20 protein-coding genes are annotated in these 23998 nt (G+C 42.8%); 6 read left to right on the plus strand and 14 right to left on the minus strand.

Features of this window, described 5'->3' with window-relative positions; genetic code table 11:
• Positions 1–27 precede the first annotated feature (27 nt).
• Positions 28–1062 (minus strand): NADH:flavin oxidoreductase/NADH oxidase, encoded by a 1035-nt coding sequence (locus MKX41_RS10105; RefSeq protein WP_339265033.1) that lies wholly within the window; start codon positions 1060–1062, stop codon positions 28–30.
• Positions 1063–1247: 185 nt separating this feature from the next.
• Here MKX41_RS10105 and MKX41_RS10110 point away from each other — a divergent pair, with 185 nt between their 5' ends.
• Positions 1248–2129, plus strand: coding sequence for a polysaccharide deacetylase family protein (locus MKX41_RS10110; RefSeq protein ID WP_339265035.1), 882 nt, complete (start codon positions 1248–1250; stop codon positions 2127–2129).
• 130 nt (positions 2130–2259) lie between these two features.
• Here MKX41_RS10110 and MKX41_RS10115 read toward each other — a convergent pair whose 3' ends face one another.
• Complete coding sequence (locus MKX41_RS10115) at positions 2260–2919, minus strand: 3D domain-containing protein (protein WP_339265037.1); 660 nt, start codon at positions 2917–2919, stop codon at positions 2260–2262.
• Positions 2920–3319: 400 nt separating this feature from the next.
• Here MKX41_RS10115 and ppk1 point away from each other — a divergent pair, with 400 nt between their 5' ends.
• Positions 3320–5434, plus strand: a complete 2115-nt coding sequence (ppk1, locus tag MKX41_RS10120; protein ID WP_339265039.1) for a polyphosphate kinase 1 — start codon at positions 3320–3322, stop codon at positions 5432–5434.
• Here ppk1 and MKX41_RS10125 read toward each other — a convergent pair.
• The 6 genes from MKX41_RS10125 to glgB form a co-directional block, all read right to left on the minus strand.
• Positions 5382–6911 carry a Ppx/GppA phosphatase family protein gene (locus MKX41_RS10125; RefSeq protein ID WP_042188766.1) on the minus strand — a complete coding sequence of 510 codons (1530 nt, stop codon included), beginning with the start codon at positions 6909–6911 and terminating at the stop codon, positions 5382–5384. The genes ppk1 and MKX41_RS10125 overlap by 53 nt on opposite strands.
• 157 nt (positions 6912–7068) lie before the next feature.
• Positions 7069–7791 carry an amino acid ABC transporter ATP-binding protein gene (locus MKX41_RS10130; RefSeq protein ID WP_042188767.1) on the minus strand — a complete coding sequence of 241 codons (723 nt, stop codon included), beginning with the start codon at positions 7789–7791 and terminating at the stop codon, positions 7069–7071.
• A complete protein-coding gene (locus tag MKX41_RS10135; protein ID WP_060623393.1) occupies positions 7778–8443 on the minus strand; it encodes an amino acid ABC transporter permease in 666 nt (221 codons plus the stop codon). Before MKX41_RS10135 ends, MKX41_RS10130 begins: the two co-directional genes overlap by 14 nt.
• Positions 8444–8549: 106 nt before the next feature.
• Positions 8550–9368 carry a transporter substrate-binding domain-containing protein gene (locus tag MKX41_RS10140; protein ID WP_042188769.1) on the minus strand — a complete coding sequence of 273 codons (819 nt, stop codon included), beginning with the start codon at positions 9366–9368 and terminating at the stop codon, positions 8550–8552.
• A gap of 328 nt (positions 9369–9696) precedes the next feature.
• Complete coding sequence (gene glgA, locus MKX41_RS10145; RefSeq protein ID WP_340970122.1) at positions 9697–11121, minus strand: glycogen synthase GlgA; 1425 nt, start codon at positions 11119–11121, stop codon at positions 9697–9699.
• A 48-nt stretch (positions 11122–11169) separates the two neighbouring features.
• Positions 11170–13107: a 1,4-alpha-glucan branching protein GlgB gene (gene glgB, locus MKX41_RS10150; protein ID WP_340970124.1), complete on the minus strand. Its 1938-nt coding sequence runs from the start codon at positions 13105–13107 to the stop codon at positions 11170–11172.
• A gap of 216 nt (positions 13108–13323) precedes the next feature.
• Between glgB and MKX41_RS10155 the strand changes: the two genes are divergently transcribed.
• Positions 13324–14547, plus strand: coding sequence for a glucose-1-phosphate adenylyltransferase (locus MKX41_RS10155; protein WP_076283564.1), 1224 nt, complete (start codon positions 13324–13326; stop codon positions 14545–14547).
• Between the two features lie 195 nt (positions 14548–14742).
• On the opposite strand, the gene MKX41_RS10160 is transcribed toward MKX41_RS10155, so the two are convergent.
• From MKX41_RS10160 to MKX41_RS10185, 6 genes are all read right to left on the minus strand, one after another.
• Complete coding sequence (locus MKX41_RS10160) at positions 14743–15801, minus strand: GNAT family N-acetyltransferase (protein ID WP_052404317.1); 1059 nt, start codon at positions 15799–15801, stop codon at positions 14743–14745.
• A gap of 11 nt (positions 15802–15812) precedes the next feature.
• Positions 15813–17270 carry a sensor histidine kinase gene (locus tag MKX41_RS10165; RefSeq protein ID WP_042188776.1) on the minus strand — a complete coding sequence of 486 codons (1458 nt, stop codon included), beginning with the start codon at positions 17268–17270 and terminating at the stop codon, positions 15813–15815.
• On the minus strand, positions 17267–17965 hold the full coding sequence (locus MKX41_RS10170; protein WP_042128265.1) for a response regulator transcription factor: 699 nt from the start codon (positions 17963–17965) through the stop codon (positions 17267–17269). The genes MKX41_RS10165 and MKX41_RS10170 overlap by 4 nt, the downstream gene beginning before the upstream one ends.
• Positions 17958–19247 carry a hypothetical protein gene (locus MKX41_RS10175; RefSeq protein ID WP_231573283.1) on the minus strand — a complete coding sequence of 430 codons (1290 nt, stop codon included), beginning with the start codon at positions 19245–19247 and terminating at the stop codon, positions 17958–17960. Before MKX41_RS10175 ends, MKX41_RS10170 begins: the two co-directional genes overlap by 8 nt.
• 28 nt (positions 19248–19275) lie before the next feature.
• Positions 19276–20001: a phosphonate ABC transporter ATP-binding protein gene (locus MKX41_RS10180; protein ID WP_076283562.1), complete on the minus strand. Its 726-nt coding sequence runs from the start codon at positions 19999–20001 to the stop codon at positions 19276–19278.
• 90 nt (positions 20002–20091) lie between these two features.
• Positions 20092–21246 (minus strand): MFS transporter, encoded by a 1155-nt coding sequence (locus tag MKX41_RS10185; RefSeq protein WP_076283781.1) that lies wholly within the window; start codon positions 21244–21246, stop codon positions 20092–20094.
• Positions 21247–21408: 162 nt separating this feature from the next.
• Here MKX41_RS10185 and MKX41_RS10190 point away from each other — a divergent pair, with 162 nt between their 5' ends.
• The 3 genes from MKX41_RS10190 to MKX41_RS10200 all read left to right on the plus strand — a co-directional run bounded on the left by MKX41_RS10190 (position 21409) and on the right by MKX41_RS10200 (position 23938).
• On the plus strand, positions 21409–22326 hold the full coding sequence (locus MKX41_RS10190; protein ID WP_340970132.1) for an ArsR/SmtB family transcription factor: 918 nt from the start codon (positions 21409–21411) through the stop codon (positions 22324–22326).
• Between the two features lie 36 nt (positions 22327–22362).
• Positions 22363–23109: an HAD family hydrolase gene (locus MKX41_RS10195; protein WP_076283560.1), complete on the plus strand. Its 747-nt coding sequence runs from the start codon at positions 22363–22365 to the stop codon at positions 23107–23109.
• Positions 23110–23212: 103 nt separating this feature from the next.
• Positions 23213–23938: a DsbA family protein gene (locus MKX41_RS10200; protein WP_340970135.1), complete on the plus strand. Its 726-nt coding sequence runs from the start codon at positions 23213–23215 to the stop codon at positions 23936–23938.
• The last annotated feature ends 60 nt before the right edge of the window (positions 23939–23998 follow it).

Here is a 23998-nt window from a genome sequence, read left to right on the forward strand (position 1 = left end):
TGTGACAAACTTCACATTCAAAGCGCGCTATCCCTTTTTCCAGATCCCGCGTTCATAAGGTTTGGGTACATTACGTACGCTTCCAAGCGCCTCTTCCGCATGTAAAGCCCAATAGGGATCGCTCAACATCCCACGGCCAACGGCTATCAGCTCTGCCCGTTCTTCCGCGACGATGGACTGTGCCTCAGTAAAGGATTCAAGCCGCCCCACTGCAATTACAGGCACCTGTAATTCACTACGGATAAACTCTGCCAGATCCACTTGATAAGCAGGGCCTGCACCCGGCCCTCCATTTGAACCTATAGGACCTTCTCCTCCAGAAGAAACATGGAACAGATCCACTCCAGCATTCTTATACCGTCGGCAAATATCCAGAGCGTATGCAGCATCATATCCACCCTCTACATATTCCTTCGCAGATATTCTCATAATCAATGGCATGTCTACAGGAACCACTTCTCGGACTGCTTTAACTACCTGTTCTCCGAACAACGCAGGATCTTGTCCATATTCATCATCTCTGGTATTCGTCAATGGAGAATGAAACTGATGAATTAAATAACCATGTGCACCATGAATTTCGACCGTATCAAATCCTGCCTCTATAGCTCTGCGCGCCCCTTCACGGAAGGCCTCAATTAATTCTGAAATTCCTTTTTTAGAAAGGGCCTGTGGCGTTTTAAAATTAGCATCAAAAGGAATTGCTGATGGAGCCACTGGCGGCTCTGCATCCACAGCTTTTCGTCCAGCATGTCCTAATTGAACAGCGATTTTTGATCCATACGCATGTACACCATCCGTGATTCTACAATAAGCTTCAATTTGCGAATCACTCCAGATTCCTGTATCTCGATTAGTGATTCTACCATCTGGATGTACGCCAGTCATTTCCACGATAATAAATCCTGTGCCGCCAATAGCACGGCTTACATAATGAACATAATGCCAATCATTAGGGATGCCATCCTCTTTATCCACCGAATACTGACACATAGGTGGCATGACAATACGATTCTTCAGCGATAACCCCTTCAATTCATACGGTGCAAACAAATCAGACATTCATGTCTCCATCCTTCCGTAATCTATAATTGACTCGGGAATTCCCCGTTCTATTAGTATACACGCATTGGTTCCTTCAAGAAATCTTAACCAATACTGTATTGTTATCAGCATAAATCTACCCATCTATGGAGATAACAATTAAGAATATGACGGTGATCAGGTAGTAAAGGAGGCAGATGGGGATGTATTTTCAACGGAGAGGTCAGAAACTGCTCATAATATTAGGAACAATCATAACTATGCTATTCCCAACCTATTCTTCAGAGGTTGCGTCAGCGCCTGTACAGAGTCAGAAGACTCCGCAAGAACAAACACAAAGTGTACCCGCTTCAGACGAAGATACGGCAATTTCAGCAGGTAGCGCTGCTACAAATAGTTCGTCACTTAACAGCAATAAAAACACTAAAGGTCTGACATTAAGTCAGCTGTTACACAAATACCCAGAGACTTTTAAGACTAGTGGACCTCGGAATAAAGTCATAGCACTTACTTTTGATGATGTTCCTGATCCAAGATTTACCCCCCAATTGCTTAACATCCTGAAAAAATACAATGTCAAAGCAACCTTCTTTGTGGTGGGAAGCCGAGCAAAAAAACATCCAGCTTTGGTGAAAAGAATGATTAGAGAAGGACATGCGATTGGAAATCACTCGTATAACCACCCTCAGTTTGTGAAGCTTGCGATGAATGATTTTCAATCACAAATCATAAAGACCGAGGATATTATACAAACCTTGGCCGGATATAAACCACGACTAATTCGCCCACCCTATGGGGATATCAGTGAACAGCAGCTAAAATGGGCAAAAAGCCATGGCTACACGCTCGTGAATTGGAATGTGGACTCATTGGACTGGAAAGGACTTTCCAAAAACCAAGTCAGAAATAATATTCTAGCCCATATTGGGAGAGGAGCGATTATTCTTCAGCACGGTGGAGGCGGTCCAGGTAGTCATCTACAGGGAACGATTCAGGCTTTACCTGAAGTAATCACTATTATGCGCAAGCGGGGCTATACTTTCGTTACCGTTCCTCAATTACTACAAGTGTCCAAAAGTAAATAAATTACCCCCAAATATATATTTTATAATACGCAAAAAACGGAGGCAGCCGCTAAGGACTTCCTCCGTTTCCTGTGTAACCTTATTTTAGAACTTTTCATATCTCATAGGTATTCTCTCTATTTTTATCTATCTATTTAACAATGTATAATTGTACATATTGATAACCGAATGATGATACAAAGCTTTGGCTACCAGGGATAAAGATATCGATACGATTGCCTTTTATAGCACCGCCCACATCCGTTGCAGTTGCTAAGAATGCATCTTTAGGCAATCCATCATGTGAATGGCCTGTCACCAATACTTTGGTACCGAGAGGAATCACATTTGGATCAACAGCAATAGTTCCAAGCTTGAGAGGATTTCCGAAATAATCTACTGCACCCCATCCGCCGTTCTCACTGCTTGCAGAAGAATAAGCTGAAGCTTTGACTTGAATCGATTTGTCATAATTAAAGGACTTACCCCATGCTTCAACTGTTTTGGACTCTGAGTTTACATTCAGACTTGGTGTAATCACTGGTGATTTGTCAGTTGTAGTTACGGACTCAGCTTGCATCTTACTAGGGATAGTAATTTCAAGACCTTCGTAAATGTTAAGTGCTGCAACGTTTGGGTTTGCTTTCATTAATTCATTCATACCTACATTATATTGCTTGGATAAAGTATAAAAAGTGTTGCCGTCCTTAGCGATATGAACGCTGTCTGCATGAGCTGGAACGGCATGCAGTAATGCACTGATTCCCATAATTGCAGCAAGGGTTTTAATTGTTCTAAATCTGTTCTTCATAATTGCCTCCTCATTAGATGGGCGTGAACGGTATCACTTCCGTATACGCTCGTGTACATTTTAAGTACTTATGTACAACCCGTGTGTGATTTCTTGATGTGTTGCAGTCTTTTGTAAAACTGACAGGACTTAATATATCACAATTTTGTAACCTGTGCTTATGTAATTGTTACCATTGTGAAAAATCAAGTTTCAATATTGTCATTTTTTCGGATTATGGTTAACATATTTTTCATTATGTTAACTACATTAAAAGATAGATGCACCATTTTTAAAAATTATCATATAAAATTCCCGAAGATTTTACATAGCGTTAACATTTCATGCTTTATCCAATAGTAGAATGATAGAATATGATAAATAGAATAGATATAGACAACGAATCATATTTGGAGGTCCCATGAATACAGAAGAGAATAAAAACAACCAAAGCAGCCCAGCCACTGCTTACCTCAATAGAGATTTGAGCTGGATCGAATTTAACCGACGCGTGCTGAAAGAAGCTCAAGACCCTGATAATCCGCTAATGGAAAGGGCTAGATTTCTGGCTATCGTCTCAAGCAACCTTGATGAATTCATAAGCGTTCGAGTGGCAGGAATTCAAGATCAAATCCGGGCAGGCTATACTAAAAAAGATTTCACTGGCTACACCCCTTCCGGGCTATACAAACGTCTCATCAAGCGAGTTACCAAAATTGTTGCCGACCAATACCGGATTTTCCGTGATATTTCACGGAGTTTGCATAAAGAAGGTATCGTTTTTGTGGATTATGAGGATCTCACTCATGCACAAGAACAGTCCATAGAACAATATTACCGGGATATCATTTATCCTGTACTTACACCAATGGCTGTAGATCAGAGTCGACCGTTTCCACTCGTTCATAGCCAATTTATCTATTTAGCAGTAGTTCTTACTCGTAAGAATGGCCTTGAAGAAGAGCCTTTTTTTGCTATTCTGCAAATTCCATCTAATCTGCCAAGATGTATCCCGCTACCACACCGGTCTAACAGTAAGAAACGGCAGTTCGTATTTATAGAGGATGTCATCCGTCATCACATTCAAACTTTATTTAGTGGTTATGAGCCCGTTGCTGTTAGTGAATTTCGTTTGACCCGCAACTCTGATCTCACGATCGACGAAGAAGGGGCCGAGGATCTTCTAGAAGAGATTGAAAAGGAGCTGCGCAAGCGTCGCCGCGGTGTTCCAGCAAGACTTGAAGTACAAAAAGGAATTCATCCATATGCCTTGGAACAGCTGCAAGCTGAGTTTGAAATTGAAGATTTCGTATTCGAAATTGAAGGTCCACTAGATCTAAGTTTCCTTCGTAATTTCGCCGGCAGTATTAAGGGCTTTAGTTACTTAAACTATCCAAGCATTGAACCCGTCTACCCTGCTGAATTTGAAGAGAACGAGGATTTCTTCGAGGTATTACGTGAGCGGGATGTTCTGGTCTACCACCCTTACGAATCCTTTGATGCGATGACGGACTTTATCATTCAAGCCTCAGAGGACGAACAAGTGATGGCCATTAAGATGACTTTATACCGCGTGAGCGGAAACTCTCCTCTGATCACTGCACTCGCTAATGCTGCTGAATCCGGAAAACAGGTAACAGTGGTTGTTGAGTTAAAAGCCAGATTTGATGAGGAACGGAACATCGCTTGGGCTCGCCAACTTGAAAAATCCGGATGCCATGTCGTTTATGGTCTTGTTGGACTCAAAACACATGCCAAAGTCACCTTGATTGTTCGTCAGGAAGGCCATGAATTACGTCGTTACGTGCATGTAGGCACAGGAAATTACAATGACAGTACCGCCAAAGTCTACACGGATCTAAGTCTATTTACTGCTCAAAGCGATATCGGACTTGATGCTTCCGAGCTGTTTAATCAAATGACTGGCTATTCCGCTGATTTTGACTGGAATTCCTTCATTGTAGCTCCAACGGACATGAGCCTTTCCTTACAAAAGCTAATGAAGCGTGAAGCGGAGCATGCTGCAGCTGGAAGACCTGCACGTATCATTGCCAAAATGAACTCACTCTCTAATCAACAAGTCATCGACGATTTATATGGTGCCGCACAGGCCGGTGTATCTATCGATTTAATCGTTCGGGGGGTTTGTTGTCTTCGTCCGGGGATTGAAGGCTTGAGCGAAAACATTACGGTTCGCAGTATTGTCGACCGCTTTCTGGAGCATTCAAGAATTTACTATTTTGAAAATGGCGGGAAGCCTGAGGTATATTTATCCAGTGCAGACTGGATGACTAGAAACCTAACCCGACGGATCGAGCTGATGTGTCCGGTAAGAGACAGCAATATTCGTAAACAAATCGTTAAGATTCTTGAACTATCCCTTAAAGATAATGTGAAGGCCAGCTTCTTACAGCCTAATGGGTATTACGAGCAACCAGACGACAAAAAGGCCCCTTTCCGGAGCCAGTTCGCAGCAATGGATGTTACACGTTGGAAGGAAAATCGAGTTTTACCTTCACCGCCCAAGCATTCTTAAATGCTTTTAAGGCGTTCTCAATGTCCTCTAGACCAATCAGAAGCGCTGAAGCGCCCTCAAGATCCAGATTAAGAGTATTGCCGTGGAGATTAGCTTTCAGGCCGCTTACAATCCCGATCTCGGTGCTGTCTAGTGCGATGCTTAGCTGTACAAGCGATCCGAGCTTATGAATCCACTCTTCGTCGGAAGGCAGTAAAATGTCCTTATACATCTGGGACAATTTCTGCTTCCGGCTTTTTGTGCTATACGAGGCAATCATCGCGCACAGGATAAGCTGGCGGTGTGTCAATCCGCGAATCGGTGAATTCATCAGCCAATACAGGGTGTGTCGTTTAGATTGATAATAGTTAATGTTAGACCCTGTTCGATGTAGCATGATGGATACATAAATTAACATCTCATGTTCAGCTTTATTCTCCTCATCCTTGAACGCGTCAAACAGACTTAAAGCAAGCTTGTTAATATGATCTAAATACCGTTTAGAAGTACGAATATCAAACCGAATAATCGTATTTAAACTGTATTCAAGCGCACTGTCTCGCACCGGTTGCTCCGGCTTCAGTAGATCATGTAGCATACCTTCCCTGAGCCCCTCCCCACTGATTACAGCCTGGCTAGCCCCAATATACTGATATACCGTATGGAAAATAATCAACCCGGATACGATGATATCTGCTCGACTCTTAGACAACCCATCTAAATCTTTACGCTTATCATAAGGCATTGAAGGTAATGTGTTCATAAAATGCTCAATCGTCTCACTGGCCATGGTGTAACCATGAGAATTAGGTAATGAGTATGCTCTAGTCTTTTGATCCAGCTTACCTAGAGAACGAACCGTACCTCCCAGACCAAACAGTGGAAGACCTGCTGTTGAATTAAGCCAATCATGCTCTACCAATCTCCCCAGAACATAGGTCTCGAGCTTCTGAATCTGCTCTCCATTCCAGTTCCCACCTTGACCAAACATAAGATTGGTATTCACCGCTCCGAACGGAAAGGAAATGCTATGTTGATAACGCCGCCCGCGAAAAAGTGTGATTTCAGTACTCCCGCCACCAATATCGATGACATAACCATCTTCAACATTAAATGCATTTATGACACCTAAGAAGCCAAAGTAAGCTTCCTGATGACCACTGATAACCTCAATGGGTATGGTTGAAGCTTCTGACAAAAAGGCAATAATTTCACTGGAGTTAGCAGCATTTCTGATTGCTGCTGTAGCGCCCGCACGAATGGTTTCTACATCAAAAGCATTGCAGATCTCCTTAAACTGGCGCAAGACTGGGATGATCGTCTCCATATCCTTCTGCTCCAGTCGACCTTCCTTCGTAATCTTCTCACTAAGACGTGCAGAGTACTTACACTCCTTGATGATCTTATAGCCTCCCTCCGGCGTTGTATCATAGATTACAAGACGTATGGAGTTAGAACCAATATCGATAATGCCTATCCGGCGCAGATCATCTCTCATTATGTATGTACTCCTTTTCAAGTTGTTTGACCATCTATTATACATGGTTTACATAAATAAATGAACTCAGTCCATTATATCCTCAAATTACGCAACTGTTAAAAAAATAAAGCGGCACCCGGATAACTTGCCCGAGCGCCGCTACAATTTGACTTACTTATAACACTTTACTTAAAAAATCCTGTGTACGTACATGCTGAGGATTTCCGAATACTTGTGCAGGTGTACCTTGCTCTACAATCACGCCGCCATCCATAAATAGAATACGGTCGCCCACTTCGCGTGCAAAGCCCATCTCATGCGTAACTATGACCATTGTCATCCCATCTTCTGCAAGCTTCTTCATAACCTCCAGCACCTCACCGACCATCTCTGGGTCAAGAGCTGAGGTTGGCTCGTCAAAGAGCATCACATGAGGCTGCATCGCCAGCGCACGGGCAATCGCGATCCGCTGCTTCTGTCCTCCGGACAGCTGAGCAGGATATGCATCCTTTTTATCTTCTAGGCCTACAGTCTTGAGCAGCTCCATTGCGAATTTATCAGCTTCGGACTGCTGCTGTTTTTTCACCTTAATCGGTGCTAGTGTAATGTTCTGTAGAACTGTTTTGTGAGGAAAGAGGTTAAACTGCTGAAATACCATTCCCATCTTCTCACGTGTGACATTAATATCGTGCTTTTTGGAGGTAATAGATTCACCTTCAAAAGTAATTTCGCCACCAGTTGGCTGCTCCAGGAGATTCAAACAGCGTAGAAAGGTACTTTTACCCGATCCACTCGGTCCGATAACGACGACGACCTCACCTTTATGAATCTCCAAGTCAATTCCCTTGAGAATTTCCAGCTTTCCGTAATTTTTTTGCAAGTTCTTAACGGCGATCATCGGTATTCAGCCTCCTTTCCAGTCTACCTAGGATCTTCGATAGCGTAAATGTCAGCACAAAGTACATAAATGCGATAATTACAAGTGGTGTCATACCATCGTAAGAAATCGTTGTAACCGTACGTGCTTGAAACATCAAATCCGTAACGCCGATAAAAGAAATAATCGATGATTCCTTGATAATGGTAATAAATTCATTTCCGATTGCCGGAAGAACACTCTTGAGTGCCTGCGGGAGTATGATATGGCGCATAGTCATCCCTTGCTTCATTCCAAGCGAACGGGCTGCCTCCATTTGTCCACGATCTACCCCTTGTATCCCAGCACGGAAAATCTCTGCAAGGTAAGCAGAACTGTTAATGGATAAAGTGATTGCCCCCGACTGAATCGGTGTGAACTCAATCCCGAATGTTGCCAATCCATAATGGATCAAAAACAGTTGTACAAGCATAGGTGTACCACGAAGGAATTCTACCCAGGCTGTTGCCAAGAAGCGAAGCACACCCCATTTGGACATACGTAGCAAGGAAATAATAATCCCTAGAATAAAACCAAAGAAGACGCCTAGAACAGCAAGCAGCAAGGTATACTGCAAACCGGTTAGGAAAAAATCACGATAATCATAAGCCATTTTAAATAAAGTAATGTCCATAACCTATCCTCCCATCTCCAAAAAAATAGAAAATAGCTTATTGTCGCTATTTTCTGTATACACATACAATTTACTTTAGCAGACTTTAAAAATATCCGTTGTTTCTTTACTTCGTGCTATCTGCAAGCTCACTAGCTGCCGTTACGTACTCATCAATTTTACCTTCTGAGTTTAAACGTGTCAGTGTGCTGTTTACTTGATCCAGTAGCTCTTTGTTTCCTTTTTTAATACCAATAGCATAACCGTCATCTTCAACTTCTGGCTTAGCATCAGTAATTACAAGACCAGGAACATTCTTAACGAATGATTTAGCGACGGGCCCTTCAATGATAGCAGTATCTACACGATTGGATTGCAATTGTAGAACGATTTCGGAGATTTTACCAAGCGAAGTGATTTTCGCTCCCTCGATCCCTTTAGCAATTTCTTCTTGAATGGATCCAGTCTGCACACCAATTTTGGTACCTTTTACAGCATCCATAGTGGCGTATTTATCTTTGTCCGCTTCGCGCACAACAATCGCTTGCTCAGCCTTGTAATAAATGTCTGAAAGGTCAACAGCTTTTTTACGTTCTTCCGTCGGGCTAAGTCCAGAAATTACAATATCTACTCTTCCGCTGGACAATTCGTTTAGTAGTGAGTCGAATGGCAAGTCCTTAATTACAAGTTCAGCACCCATATCAGCAGCAATTTCCTTAGCGATATCGATATCGAAGCCCACGATAGTATCTTTACCGTCTACTACTTTATGGAATTCGTACGGAGGAAAATCTGCACTTGTGCCCATAGTAAGCTTCTTAGTAGCCCCACCGTTAGTTGCATTTCCACTTGCAGCGGTATCACTATCATTTTTATTTTGACCGCAGCCTGACAACAGGCCTACTGCTAATAACATACCTAAACTAAGTTTACCCCATTTGTTCATTTCTATATCTCCCCTATTCGTATGAAAAAAATCCAAGTTGTCTCTTTGACCGACTTATTATAAATCAGAACGCATGAATATGCAAAGGCATAATTGTGACAATAACTTCCTTTTATTGGGTTTCAAAGCAAAGAATTCATTCTTCTGAAACATATTATTCAACATTTATTCAAATTTTATATAATTTTATACATTTTTACTATTCCCTAACTTAACCAAATCATGCGGCAAATCGCCCCTAATTTTCATCAAAAAAAGGAGTGCACTAAAGTATGAGTTATACTTCAGTGCACTCCCTTATTAACCTATTACGGAATCTAATGAATCCTTATTCCGTAATTTCATTATAAATATCAATGTACTGTTGCGCCGATACATTCCAGCTATAATCGCCAGCGAATGCGTTTTTCGTAATCTTTTTCCAATGTTCAGGCTGCTTGTATAATGAGATCGCCCGGCGAAGTGTAAACATCATATCGTGGGCGTTGTAATTGCTGAATGTAAAGCCGTTCCCTTCACCGGATTCTTCATTATAAGCTTGAACGGTGTCATTCAAGCCGCCAGTTTCCCGCACAACAGGTATGCTTCCGTAGCGTAAAGCGAGAAGTTGACTGATCCCGCAAGGTTCAAACTTGGAAGGCATAAGAAAGATATCACTAGCAGCATATATTTTGCGTGAGAGTGCATCATTAAAGAGGATTTGTGAAGATAGCTTTGTCGGATAACGCCAAGCCGCTTCCTTAAACCACCGCTCATAGGACTCATCCCCCGTTCCAAGCAGAACAAATTGAATGTCATCCTTATACAATAGCTCATCCAATACACGCGTAAGCAAATCTAAACCTTTGGAATCCACAAGACGAGTAACCATAGCCACCATCGGAATATTAGCATCCACAGGTAGTCCTAATTCCTCCTGCAAGGCTAATTTGTTCTCCGTTTTCTTCGCCAGATTAGAACGATAACGGGTAACAAGACTTGTATCTGTTGCAGGATTATAACTTTTTGTATCTATTCCATTCACAATACCGCTCAAAACATCCGCTCGCGCATTCAACAATCCATCCAGTCCGTAACCATAATAAGGTGTTCGAATTTCTTCCGAGTAGGTTGGACTTACTGTGGTGACACGGTCGCTGTATACAATGCCACCTTTTAAGAAATTCACATTCCCATAATACTCCACGCCGCCAAAATAACTGCTGTCCAGACCCAATAGCCCCCCAAGCACCTCGTAAGGAAACACACCCTGATACAACAGGTTATGTATGGTAAATACACTTCGCATTTCGCTGTAAAATGGATTGTGTCGATAATGACCCTGAAGCAGCATTGGGATTACAGCCGCATGCCAATCATGGCAATGCAAGACGTCCGGCTGAAAATCAATAGCTGGCAGACACTCCAGCACCGCACGATTATAGAACGCGAAGCGCTCTCCATCATCCATATATCCGTAGATTCCGTCCCGTCCAAAATAATATTCATTGTCGATAAAGTAAACGGGGATACCGTCATAAACCATATGTTCGATTCCGCAGTACTGATTACGCCAGCCGATTGGCACATAAACTTCTGTTAAATGCTCCATTTTTGAAGTGAACTTTTCTGGAATCCCACGATATTTAGGCAAAATCACTCGTACATCCACCCCGGCACCCTTCAGCGCTTTAGGTAATGCCCCAATGACATCGGCCAGACCACCCGTTTTGATAAATGGATGAGCTTCAGCTGCGGCAAATAAAACTTTCATGATTATTTCCCCCTTTAAAGTGTACGGATTCTCTATTCGTTCTTTAATCTATGACTCATTTGCCTCTTTACTCTTACCCACTCGTGACGTTTTCTTAAACACCAGGAAGCTAAGAGGCGGTAATGTTAGCTCTATACTGTTCACCTGATTATGCCATTCTAACTTTTTGCTCTTCTGAGGCAAGTTGTGTATACCCGAACCTCCGAACGCTACATCTTCCGAGCTAAAAAGTTCTTCATAAGTCCCTGGGCGTGGAACCCCTATACGATACTGTTGACGCTGGACAGGTTGAAAATTGATGATAAACAGCAACGTATCTCCAGGCTTCTTGCCTTTACGCAGATATGAAATTACGCTTTGTTCATTGTCATCTGCATCAATCCATTGATAACCCTCTTGGGAATGATCAAGCTCCCACAGGGCTTTCTCCGAGCGATACAGTTTATTAAGTGCAGCAGTGTAAGCTAGCATACCACGATGGCTGTCATAGTCCAGCAGTAGCCAATCCAGCTGCTCTTGATCCTTCCATTCGATAAATTGACCAAATTCTCCTCCCATGAACAGAAGTTTCTTTCCGGGATGGGATATTTGATAACCGAGCAGTTGCCTAAGTCCTGCGAACTTCTGTTCATAAGAACCGGGCATTTTGTCCAGTAACGACTTCTTGCCATGTACAACCTCGTCATGTGATAAAGGTAATGCATAATTTTCGGCATAAGCATAACATATTGGAAATGTTAATAAATTATGATGATGAGGGCGCCCCCAAAAATCATGTTCTATGTAGCCCAAGGTGTCATTCATCCATCCCATATTCCATTTGTAGTTAAAACCGAGGCCACCTTCATGAGCTGGCGCTGTAACTCCCGGCCAAGCACTAGATTCTTCTGCCATCATTAATGCCTTAGGAAAATACTGAAATATCGCTTTATTCAGGTTCTGAATAAACTTAATGGCTTCTAAATTCTCCAGACCACCATTCACATTACGTCGATATTGATGAGCTTGTTTCTCAAAGTCGAGACGTAGCATACTGGTAACCGCATCTACACGCATCCCGTCAATATGATAATACTCAAACCAAAAGAGTGCATTAGAAATGAGGAACGAAGAAATCTCAGGCTTGCTGAAGTCAAACGATAGGGTTCCCCAGCCTGGTTTTTCCGCTAACATTGGATCTTCATATTCATAAAGTGGCGAGCCATCAAACATTCTTAAACCGTGTGCATCCTTTGCAAAATGGGCCGGAACCCAATCCAGAATGACACCAATTCCAGCTTGATGCAAATGATCGATTAAATACATCAACTCATGGGGTTCACCATATCGGCTCGTAGCCGCAAAATACCCCGTCCCTTGATAGCCCCATGACAAATCGTATGGATGCTCAGCAAGCGGCATAAACTCAACATGGGTATAACCCATTTCCACCAAATAAGGAATTAATAATTCACTCATTTCCTGATAGCTGTAAAATTCCCCGTCTTCTTTCTGACGCCAAGTTCCAAAATGCATCTCATAAATGTTCATCGGTTGATGATATGGAGCTTTACTCTTTCTCCGCCATGTAGCATCTCCCCAACGATAACCACTGAGATCCGTAACAACGGATGCAGTCGCCGGTCGAACCTCAGCTTTGAAGGCAAAAGGATCCGCTTTTAGGAAGCTGGAGCCATCACTGGCAACAATCCTGTATTTGTAAAAAGTTCCCGGCTGTATTCCCGGAAAAAAACGACTCCAAAATCCTGAATCGGGTATCTTATATAACGAGTCCATGTCCTGCGTTCCATCCCAGCCATTATGATCACCAGCTAGTCCTACATATGTCGCATGAGGAGCCCACACGGTAAAGCGCACGCCCGTAACGCCTTCTTCAGCGGCAGTGTGCGCACCCAGCATAGAATAGCTGCGATAATTGGTGCCCTCATGGAACAAATAAATATCAGCAGCTGACGGAAGGGTATCGATTGTTGCTTTTTCAGCCAATTCTACACCACCTTTTTTGAATGCTTGTACCTATTACATTAACCGAATATTACCATTTTGAAAATGATTTGATGTGAAAACAAAAGATTTTCTGATAAAGAAATATTAATTGTAATTTTTCTTTTTACACAGCAATATACTTCACCTATGTCGTTTCAAGTGCTTGTCGTGAGTTTATATATCAAGCATTGACAAAATAAATGGGAGGGATAACAAATGAATAACAAAAAAGATTGTATCGCCATGCTCTTGGCAGGAGGGGAAGGCCGCAGATTGGCTCCCTTGACTTCCAGTATGGCTAAGCCTGCAGTCCCTTTCGGTGGACAGTATAAAATTATTGATTTCCCACTAAGTAATTGTGTAAATTCTAAAATTGATACAGTAGGTGTCCTGACGCAATATGAAGCTGAATCCTTACATGAACACATCGGTGAAGGTGAGCCTTGGGGCTTACATAGTCAAAAGGATAAAGGTGTAACCCTGCTTCCTTCCGGTGTTGAAGGCAGAGACAGCTATACAGGAACTGCTGATGCAATTTATAAAAACATTGAGTATATCGATAGCCGTAATCCAGAACATGTTCTCATTCTATCCGGTGATCATATTTACCATATGGATTACCGAAAAATGTTGGATTACCATGTAGAGAAGGCTGCAAAAGCCACCATCTCCGTAATGGAGGTGCCGTGGGATGAAGCTAGTCGTTTTGGAGTGATGAACGTAAATGATGAACTAAAAATCTCTGAGTTTGCGGAAAAACCAAAAGTACCTAAAAGTAATTTAGCTTCTATGGGTATATATCTGTTTGAGTGGGCTTATCTGAAGGAGCACTTGTTGCGGGATGCAGCTAATCCGAATTCCAGTCATGACTTTGGTAAAGACGTTATACCAACGATGCTTGATCAGAATGATGATTTATTCGCTTACCGCTTCAAAGGATACTGGAGAGATGTAGGTACTGTGGGTAGTCTCTGGGAAGCACATATGGATCTTCTGCAAAAAAACAATGGCATGAAGCTCGACAAAGCTCATTGGCCGATGTATAGCCGGAGTCGCCGGACTAAGCTTGCTGTTCATAAACCACGTGTTCAGATTCCATCAACGGACTCTCTCGTGAATGAATTCTGCACGCAAGAAGGTAGCTTGCAACGTTCTGTAATCTTCAATGGTGTGGAAATTGGAAAAATGAGCCAAATTAAACAAAGCGTTATTATGCCTGGCGTTCGCATCGGACGTGGAGTACAGATCGAAAATGCCATTATTGGCGAAGGCGCCATTATTAAGGATGGTGCTGTCGTCAAGGGAAGTATTAATAATATTGTAGTTGTTGGGCCCAATGAGACCGTAGCTCCTAAGCCAGCGGTTCGAAATCAACCCTCCCGTCTGTTTCAGGATGTTTATGAGAAGACAGGACGTCTACGGGAAGTTCTCCCTTCATAAAACCATTATATATATAAATACTTTATCAAGCAAAAACGCCTTCGGCGTCCCAAATGGACGGTAAGCGTTTATGCGAGAAATATAAGGATAATGTATAGTGTGAAACCTATATATACTTATATTTATAAAAAGGGGCTGTTGTCCTGGTCGAACATGACCAGAGCAACAGCCCCTTCGGTTGTTAGAAGTTAACCTTTATGATTCATGGAGCGCTAACCATTCTCGATCTAAAATACTCATTTCCACACAATCTACATATTGCTCCCCAAACAGCGCTGATTCGCGCTCTACACCCTCCCGCTTAAAGCCTAATGCTTCATAGGTTTTCAGGGCAACGGTGTTGAAAGCAAAAGCTCCCAGAGAAATACGATGCAGATCCAAACTCTCAAATCCGATCCGGAGCATTTCATTCATCATCCTTGTTCCAAAGCCTCTGCCCTGATAATCAGTATCTACTACTACTCTGCCAATACGTGCAGATCGATTCGCCCGGTCTATGGCTGAAAAACTGATGTGTCCCACGACCTGCTGAGTAGCTTCATGCACCGCACAGAAGATAAGGCGATCAGAATTCGCTGGATGATTAGCCCCATCTAAATACTTAGTAAGCTGGTCATCGTCAAGAGGAAAAGTTAGTGAAGGTCCAGCCCATTGCTTCAGATACTCAGGTGAGACACTCCATCGTTTCAGGTGCTCAAAGTCCGATTCAGAAATAAATCTAAGAATCAGACGATCGGAATCAGGTTGTTCCTCAAAATGCTCATACAGGTTCACTAAACGACCATTTCCCATATCGTTAGTACCCATGTAATGAAAACCCATGCTCTGATAATAACGATTGAGTTTAATGTTATGTGCGACGGTATCAAATCTGAGTCCTCTGCAGCCAAGTTCTTTGGCTCGCACCGCAGCATATTTAAGCATATGCTGACCAAGTCCCTGACTGCGGTGTGAACCCGCTACAGCTAATCTATGCAAATATGCATAAGACTCATCGTTTTTGCTTCCCCAGTATTGAGGATCACTGAATTGTAATGTGAACATTCCAACTACTGCTTCATCGTCAATCGCAAGATAAACATGCCTATCAGTGAAATAGCCTGTGATATCATTCTCGTTAAATTGGCCGGGGGTCCATTGCTTAATCCCATTTCGTTCCATCCAATTTGCTGCTTCCTGCAGCAGCCTCAAGATATCACCAGTCCGATCAGGTTCTCCACGAACGATCCTAATCGAATTCCCCCATACTTCCATTTCCATACCTCCTAGACATCTGATTCAGGTAAGGTAGCTGTTATTTGTGCTACATGATCTGAATTGACTTCAGGCAGCTTCTCAGTAAGTGGCAAGATTACGGTAACTTCAGTTCCACTACCTAGCTCACTTTCCATTTCAAGCTTCCCGTGGTGAAGTTCCACGATTTGTTGTGAGATGGCTAGACCTAAGCCCGTTCCCCCGTTCAACGCATCCACTTGAAAGAAACGGTCTTTCACTCTGGAGATATGTGCTTCACTAATCCCAATCCCACTATCACGAACCATGATAGCAGTCTCTGTAGCCGAAATTCTCTTCGCAGACAATTCTATACTGGACTCCTCATGTGAAAACTTCACGGCATTGTCTACCAAATTCAAGAACACTTGTTTTAGACGATTGGCATCCCCTTTAACATAGATCCCATCTTCACATTCAAGAAGCAAGTGAATCCGTTTTTTCTCTGCCTTAGCCCAAATATTAAGTATAGTCTCCTGAAGTAACACTTTCACGTCAACAATCCCAATGGACAGCTTCATTTGGTTTTGCTGCAGCTTTGAAAAGTCTAGAATCTCCTCTACTAGACCAATCAAGCGTTCGCTTTCTTTGGAAATGATGCTGACTCCAAGCTTCGTCTCCTCCGGATCATAGCCACCAGAGACCAAGGTTTCACTCCAGCCCTTGATACTAGTAAGGGGTGTCCGAAGCTCATGTGAAATGGACGAGATGAAATCATCCTTAATCTGATTACTGCGCACAATTTCCTGAGCCATATAATTCAGCGTTGAAGCCAAATCACCAATCTCAAATTTGTAATTCCCCTTAATCCGCACATTAAATCTACCCTTAGCCATTTGGGCTGATACCGCCGTAATGTTATTGAGCGGCTTTACGATTGAATTGGCAAGTCCGAAGCTGAACACGATAACTACAGCCATAACAGCTGCACCTATCCCAATTGACAGTAACGTAAGATTAAGCAAATCGTTGTTGATACCCTCAAGTGAAGTAAGATATCTAAGAATATACGTATCACGTCCGTGAACCTGCAGCATCTTGGACACAGCCATAACACTCTCGTTAGTACCACTCTGGCGTCCTACCCAGCGGCCAATGCTGCCCCCTACCGCTTCAGGGACGTCACTAGTTGTAATCGTACGATCAGGCTGAAAACCGGTCGAACTGGTAATCATGTCACCATTCATGGTCAATACTTCTAGCTCTGTATTGGGCAGCTCAAATCTATCCAGCAGTACTTGCAGCTGATTCGAGTTGTTATCGCCATCTAGCTCGTATTTATGAAAAAACGACTCTGCCGTGGTAATGTGATTTTTCATCTTGCTATATACACTGTCATAATAATACGTTCTGATGGCAAGCAGGAAGATAACTTCTACGAGGAGAAGCGCCAAAAAAACTACAAGAATGTAGTGTAGAACAATTTGTCTGCGCATCCCCTTCTTAATCATTGTACTTGGCCTTTCCATCTATATCCGTGTCCCCATACCGTTTGCAAAAATTCTGGCTCTGACGGATTATTCTCTATTTTTTGACGCAGACGACGAATATTCACATCCACAATTTTGGGATCACCCATATACTCCTTGCCCCACACATGATCCAGCAGAAGATCGCGGCTGAGCGGTGTATTTTCTTTTTCGAGGAAGAATTGAATCAACGAAAATTCCGTTGGCGTCAGTTCAATCGCTTCATTATCACGTTTAAAATGTTTGGAAATAAGATCCAAGGTAAATGGCCCTGAAACGAATGAAACTTTCGCTGACTGTTCACGATGAACGTTCACTCGGCGCAGCAAAGATTGAATTCGAGCAATCAGTTCTGTCGGGCTGAATGGCTTGCTAACATGGTCATCCGCTCCTACAGACAATGCATACACTTTATCTTGCTCTTGAACCTTGGCTGTCAGAAAAATAATACCCAAACGCTCATTGGTTTCTCTGACCCGTCTACATACTTCAAATCCATCAATACCCGGAACCATTACATCCAACAGAGCGATATCAATATCAGGGATCGTGGTTAACTTGTGAAGAGCTTCATGCCCATCCGCAGCCTCTATCACTTCGAACCCATTACGCTTCAAGTTAATGACAATAAAACTACGAATGGACTCCTCATCTTCCAGTATCAGTACTTTACTCATCTATTCCCTTCCTTTCTATAGGGGAAGCAATTTTATTGCTTCCTTCCTTTGTTGTACTTTGTTCTAACTTACCGCGGTAGGCGATGACCTTGTCTGCATCACGTGCAAGCAAATCCCAACCGTCATTTTTTACGCGATCCCATTCTGAAGGAGAAAAGAAGGAAACCTCAGCAACCGTCTCACCGGTATCTGACATGATAAACTTAAGGTTCTTATCCAGAACCGATTTCGTATCAACTGTCACCTTTCCATGCCATTCCGGAGAAAAATTAATATTGAATCGATCCGATGGATCATGATATAGCTGGGTTGCGAAGGTCAGACCTTCTTTCCCATCCCATTTATAATAGGAGGTAAAGTATGGAATTTCAGCTGGATCGAAATACTCCCATCCTTTAGGCGCCTCAAGCAATCCAATTTCAATAATGCCATCATGATCAATATCTTCACTTGCAATCCGACGATCTTTATAAGTCCGCGCATCGCCTGGTAATACCACACGCAGCTTGTTATTCTCCATAACGACAATAGAGGTATAGGCAGATTGGGAATCCACCGCAGCATCCAATACGATTCCTTCTTTATTCTCTGAGATTTTTCCTGCAACAATATTGTAATAATTATTAAAATAAGGATCGATATTATCAAGCTTATCGAGTACCTTAAAGCCATCATTGTACTGATAGACCGAAATGGTTGCAAATTCATTTCTTTTAAAGTAAACAACGGTTATGTCTTCAATTCCATCCCCATTAAGATCATCAATCATATATTTAGTATAAGGATGTGAAAGCACTTCTTCTAATGTTCCGCTGGAATAGCTATAGACGACAAGACCCTTTTCTTCACCTTGTGAATAGCCGGTAACAATTTCAAGCTTCCCATCACCCGTCATATCCTTCAAATCAACCGACTCCAGCACAGACCCGTCGCCATCGAATACAAGTTTTTTGACCCATGTGTCGCCCTGTTTCTCCAGTATCATCCCATGAATCTGTACGGCTTCACCTGGAGTCCTATAGAACACTAGCGTCTCCATAACTCCATCCTTATTGAGATCCTCAGTAAAGATGGTACTATCATCGTCATTGGTCGGACGAATCAACGTGGAACCTGCGGGCTTAAGTGAATTAATAGCAGCCATAAGTGTTGCTTTGTCAGCAGACAATTGTGGGGATTTCATCTTAGAAACAGGATCACTGATGAAAGTACAACCCGACAGTACGGATAACGTCAGCGTTGCGGCTACAAAGCACCTAAGACTTCTCATATTCAACTTCATCACTCTTTTCCTTATCCGTGTCCTATATTTAAAGATTTGCACGTTCTTGGAACGTTAATCTACGCCCCTTTATATCATGCTTAATTCTGCCATCTTCTAGTACCCATAGACGCGTAGCAAAACGTTCCGCTAATTCAATCGGTAACACCGTTACAACCGTAAGACCGGTTTCTTTACACAGCTTCCGCAATGTTTCCAAGACACTCTCCGCGGATTTAGGATCTAATCCCGTAACCGGTTCATCCGCTAAAATCACTTTAGCACCGTGAGTCAACGCTCTAGCAATCGCTACACGCTGCCTTTCTCCGCCACTAAGTTGACTTGTCTTCATCTTCGCCTTATCCAGGAGGCCAAGGGCGTCCAGTTCATCCATTGCACCCATATAATCATCTGAACGTACCATCCCAGTGACCATTCGCCATAACGGCGTTTGTGAAGACTGGCCGATCAGTACATTTTTCAATGCAGTACGGTTAGGATTGAGCTCTGCATTCTGCTCCAGGTATGCCCACTCGCGGCGGATTTTTCTTTTACCTGTAAAGGCACTCGCCATTATATCTGTACCGTCCACTCTAAAATTCCCTCTATCCCACTTCTCACGCAGCGCTAAACAGCGCAGTAAAGTGGTCTTACCGCTACCGCTAGCTCCAAGTATTGCTACGAACTCACCCGGTTCTAATTGAAACCCTATATCCTGTAGAACTGGATTCTTATCTTCCCCAACTGCCTTGGCTAAGTGTTCAACTGTGATCATAGTTCAGCCTCTCCCTGTCTTTATCTATAATCTATAGTGTACTCTGAAAGCCAGATGAATTTCCATGCGAGCACTCGTTCTTATCTTACCTCAAATTTTTTGCCGTGGCGAGAAAAATAACCCAAGCAATCCGAAGGCGATATATAAAGCGCCCATCAAGCCGAAAATCCCCCCGCCCCAGCCGACTTGCATGAGCAAACCGCCGATCCCTGGACCTATAATACTGCCTATACTAAAATGAAAAGAAGCAACCACATTTGCAGCAGGCAGTAAATGTCGTGGTAAAATGTCCGCAGCCAGACTAAGCCCTAACGAGAAAAAGGAGCCTACAAGTCCACCAGCAATCATCAACAGCACCATAGTCACTTTGAAATGGTCACCTGCTAATGGCAGTAATGCGAAGGCAATCCCGCCTCCAATCCCAGTAAGAATCAATACCTTCTTTCGACCAAAACGGTCGCTCCACAGTCCTAGCGGGAATTGTAACAACAGTCCTCCAATGCCCGCAAAAGGCAATAAGGCTGCAATTTGATCCGTGCTGTATCCGATCCGGAGGCCATACACTGGAAAATTACTGTTTAAGCTTGCTTCCATGAAACCGTATAGGAGTGCAGGAATTAAAGCAAACCACGCTAGACTGTAACAACGTCCAAACCGGCGTACCTGACTTTCTCCACTCTCAACTTTATCTGGACGTGAATCCGGAAGCATTGTAACGGCTAGTATTAGGACCAGCAAAAAAAGAAAAGCTAGAACAATAAAGGGTGTTGCCTGACCAAAGCGCAGCAGACTAATTCCAAGTGGCCCCAAGCTAAAGCCCAGACCATAGGACATCCCATACAGGGAAAGATTTCGTCCACGATGCTCGGCAGGTGTCATTAGCAGCACCCATAGCTGGGCGGCATAATTGATAGCTGCATCACCAACACCTACAAGTAGACGTAACACAAACCATATTTTGATTCCAGGAAAAAAGGGGAATAAAAGCAAGCTTACTAAGACTAAGCTTATCCCGCCAGCAATCAATTTTTTGAATCCAATCGCTCCGAGAACTCTTTCAGCAATCAAGGTCATTCCGAATGATCCTATGTATAAAGCAGCTGCATTAAGTCCATTAAGCGAAGAGGAAACTCCTTTCTGCTCCAATAGAATGGATAATACGGGAAGCAGCATTCCTTGGCTGAGTCCAGCCGCTATAGTAGCGGTAATAAGAATCATGAAATTCATTTTGCTGTTACTTCGAATAGATAATTTTGGCCGGTCTGACACAGATGATATCCCCCTATGATTAATAACGCTAATTTGTTCTAACGCCAATTGGCAAACACCGAACATTATAGTGGACAACCCTCTTCAAAACAAGAGATAATATGAAGATGTTACGGATTTCCTGGGGGTGCATGAGACATGGAGTACGAATTAAAGATCGACGTATCGCCGGTTTATGAACTGCTGGACAGTTTTATGTTATATGTAACTAGAAAATGGATCTCCAATTTGGACATTGGTCCCCACTGGATAAGTGATGTGGAAGATCGCATTTCTCCTCATAAGGTAACAGCTTTAATGCAAGCCGCCGAGTGGCCTTTTACGGATTATGATGTGCTATATGCCTGGGTTTACATTCGAGGACCCGCAACTTCAGTGCAGCATTTCTTAGATGATCTGGATTCAGCCTCCATAGATGAATGTTATCAGCAAATCGCTCCGCTCATTCAGGAGTTTACGATTGAAGATGCTTTTCGGATTCGGAGCAGCTATAGTCCACTCTTGCGTCTCTGGTACGAGCAATACTTCCGCCATGTGGAGCACAAAATATTACCGCTATTAATTGAAGATGCTTCTGAGAAAAAAATGCTTGAAAGTAAAATGGATCCCATTTCTCTAATTGAATACGCGTCTGGCGGTGTAGTTTTCGAGGAGATCACGGATCTAAAAACGATTGTATTACTACCAACTGTTCATAATCGTCCGATTAACACCTACTGCTTCTACAAAACCATGGTGATCGTACAATACCCTGTAGATGTACCTTTAGAAGACGAAAATGAACCACCTATGGTGCTTTTGCGCATGACCAAGGCACTATCCGACCCCACCAGACTTCGATTGCTTCGCTATGTCGCACATGAACCCAAGTCGTTGTGGGAGATGCAATCAGATCTTAATCAATCCAGAGAAATGCTGATGCATCACCTTATGATTCTACGAGTAGCCGGCCTACTCCGCATCCATCTTAGAGGTGAACAAGATGAACGTTTCAGTATTCGCCCTGACGGCGCATCAGAGCTTCAAATGTTCCTAGAGTCTTATATTTATCTATAGAGCACTATACAGATACAGATCCAAGGAGTGAGAGATATGAAATACATGACACAACAGGTGATTTTCGATCTAGATGATACACTGGTCCACTGCAACAAATATTTCGATCTGATTTTAGGGCAATATTTTGAGCTAATGACTGATTGGTTTAACGAATTTGGCCCGAGCACCAGTGACCTACGCGACAAACAAATAGAAATTGACGTGCACACGGTCAACACAAGTGGTCTTGCCAGCGATAATTTCCCTAAATCCCTAATCGCTACCTACCGCTATTTCTGCGCAAAATATAATCGTCCGACGGACCGTTTTCAAGAACAACAGTTACACAAGCTTGGACTAAGCGTCTATGATCAAGAAATCGAAGCTTACCCTGGCATGGTTGAAACGCTGGATACTCTGAAGCAGGATGGTCACCATTTATTCCTGTACACAGGTGGAGACGATACGATCCAACAACGTAAAATTGAGCAAATGAAGCTAGATGCTTACTTTGATGACCGGATCTATATTCGTCAACATAAAAATGTTGAGGCACTTGAAAATATTTTGACTACGCAAGGCTTTGACCGCAAACGCACCTGGATGATTGGTAACTCTTTACGTACAGATGTACTTCCGGCAGTAACCGCAGGCATTAACAGTATCTATCTGAAGCAACAGAATGAATGGAGCTATAACCTTATTGAATTGGAGCAAGAAATGCAACAAGCAGTGAAGACCATTTCCTCCATCCATGAGGTGCCTCCTGTTATTCGTACCGCTACCCTGCAGAAACTCTAGGTGCAAAGTAACCTCAGACATTGTTACAAATGACATATCTACTCTACCTCTGGGATGATTATACTATTTTTGTATAATTCCTAAATGAGGTAGGAGATGAGATATGAACAAGAAAGTGAAGTCCAACCATTCTCGAACTAACAAACAAATGCTTCCCATGCTCTTAGGTATAGTTGTTGTAATCCTTGTCGCTGTTATTGTCTTCATTCTAAATTACAAGACGGACAGTACAGAGGGTTTACCTAACTACACTGATGTGAAGGGGAGCATTGTTGTTGATGGGCTGAAATATGAAAAGCAACCTCATCTTGGTAGTCCTGATGCCAAAATCAAAGTCATCGAATTTGCAGATTTCAAATGTCCTGCCTGCAAAAACTGGACGGAGAAATATCTGGATACGTTTGTTAAGGACTACGTGGATACCGGAAAAGTTGAGCTTTTCTTCATGAACTTTGCCTTCCTGGATCGAGATTCCTATCTTGCTGCAAGTGCAGGTGAAGCCATTTATAAGCAAAGCAACGAGAAGTTTTGGGAATATCTCCATAAGTTGTACGCCAATCAAGGCGATGAGAGCAAAATATGGGCCACACAGAAGTTCATTCTAAATTTCGTCAAAGATAACATAGAAGGTATTGATTACGCTCAATTCGAAACAGATCTCAAGAATCATACCTATATGTTCGACGTCAAAGAAGACTTCAAGATCGCGGGATCGTACGGGGTTAATGGTACACCTAAATTTATGGTAAACGGCACCCTGCTTCCTGACTCCTCCTATGAAGGGTTAACTGCAGCGATTGAAGCGCAGCTGGCTAAATCCGCTGAATAATTATAAGGCATGATTAAAAAGGTGTCTCTGCCATGTATCCATCATGGCTAGAGACACCTT

The sequence above is a fragment of the Paenibacillus sp. FSL R5-0475 genome (genome assembly GCF_038004585.1).
Classification (GTDB): Bacteria; Bacillota; Bacilli; order Paenibacillales; family Paenibacillaceae; genus Paenibacillus_AQ.

What these genes read in the sequence shown, in the direction of transcription:
- MKX41_RS10105 (WP_339265033.1), bottom strand. Translation starts at nt 1,062, where the DNA reads ATGTCTGATTTGTTTGCACCGTATGAATTGAAGGGGTTATCGCTGAAG.
- MKX41_RS10110 (WP_339265035.1), top strand. Translation starts at nt 1,248, where the DNA reads ATGTATTTTCAACGGAGAGGTCAGAAACTGCTCATAATATTAGGAACA.
- MKX41_RS10115 (WP_339265037.1), bottom strand. Translation starts at nt 2,919, where the DNA reads ATGAAGAACAGATTTAGAACAATTAAAACCCTTGCTGCAATTATGGGA.
- ppk1 (WP_339265039.1), top strand. Translation starts at nt 3,320, where the DNA reads ATGAATACAGAAGAGAATAAAAACAACCAAAGCAGCCCAGCCACTGCT.
- MKX41_RS10125 (WP_042188766.1), bottom strand. Translation starts at nt 6,911, where the DNA reads ATGAGAGATGATCTGCGCCGGATAGGCATTATCGATATTGGTTCTAAC.
- MKX41_RS10130 (WP_042188767.1), bottom strand. Translation starts at nt 7,791, where the DNA reads ATGATCGCCGTTAAGAACTTGCAAAAAAATTACGGAAAGCTGGAAATT.
- MKX41_RS10135 (WP_060623393.1), bottom strand. Translation starts at nt 8,443, where the DNA reads ATGGACATTACTTTATTTAAAATGGCTTATGATTATCGTGATTTTTTC.
- MKX41_RS10140 (WP_042188769.1), bottom strand. Translation starts at nt 9,368, where the DNA reads ATGAACAAATGGGGTAAACTTAGTTTAGGTATGTTATTAGCAGTAGGC.
- glgA (WP_340970122.1), bottom strand. Translation starts at nt 11,121, where the DNA reads ATGAAAGTTTTATTTGCCGCAGCTGAAGCTCATCCATTTATCAAAACG.
- MKX41_RS10155 (WP_076283564.1), top strand. Translation starts at nt 13,324, where the DNA reads ATGAATAACAAAAAAGATTGTATCGCCATGCTCTTGGCAGGAGGGGAA.
- MKX41_RS10160 (WP_052404317.1), bottom strand. Translation starts at nt 15,801, where the DNA reads ATGGAAGTATGGGGGAATTCGATTAGGATCGTTCGTGGAGAACCTGAT.
- MKX41_RS10165 (WP_042188776.1), bottom strand. Translation starts at nt 17,270, where the DNA reads ATGATTAAGAAGGGGATGCGCAGACAAATTGTTCTACACTACATTCTT.
- MKX41_RS10170 (WP_042128265.1), bottom strand. Translation starts at nt 17,965, where the DNA reads ATGAGTAAAGTACTGATACTGGAAGATGAGGAGTCCATTCGTAGTTTT.
- MKX41_RS10175 (WP_231573283.1), bottom strand. Translation starts at nt 19,247, where the DNA reads ATGAAGTTGAATATGAGAAGTCTTAGGTGCTTTGTAGCCGCAACGCTG.
- MKX41_RS10180 (WP_076283562.1), bottom strand. Translation starts at nt 20,001, where the DNA reads ATGATCACAGTTGAACACTTAGCCAAGGCAGTTGGGGAAGATAAGAAT.
- MKX41_RS10190 (WP_340970132.1), top strand. Translation starts at nt 21,409, where the DNA reads ATGGAGTACGAATTAAAGATCGACGTATCGCCGGTTTATGAACTGCTG.
- MKX41_RS10195 (WP_076283560.1), top strand. Translation starts at nt 22,363, where the DNA reads ATGAAATACATGACACAACAGGTGATTTTCGATCTAGATGATACACTG.
- MKX41_RS10200 (WP_340970135.1), top strand. Translation starts at nt 23,213, where the DNA reads ATGAACAAGAAAGTGAAGTCCAACCATTCTCGAACTAACAAACAAATG.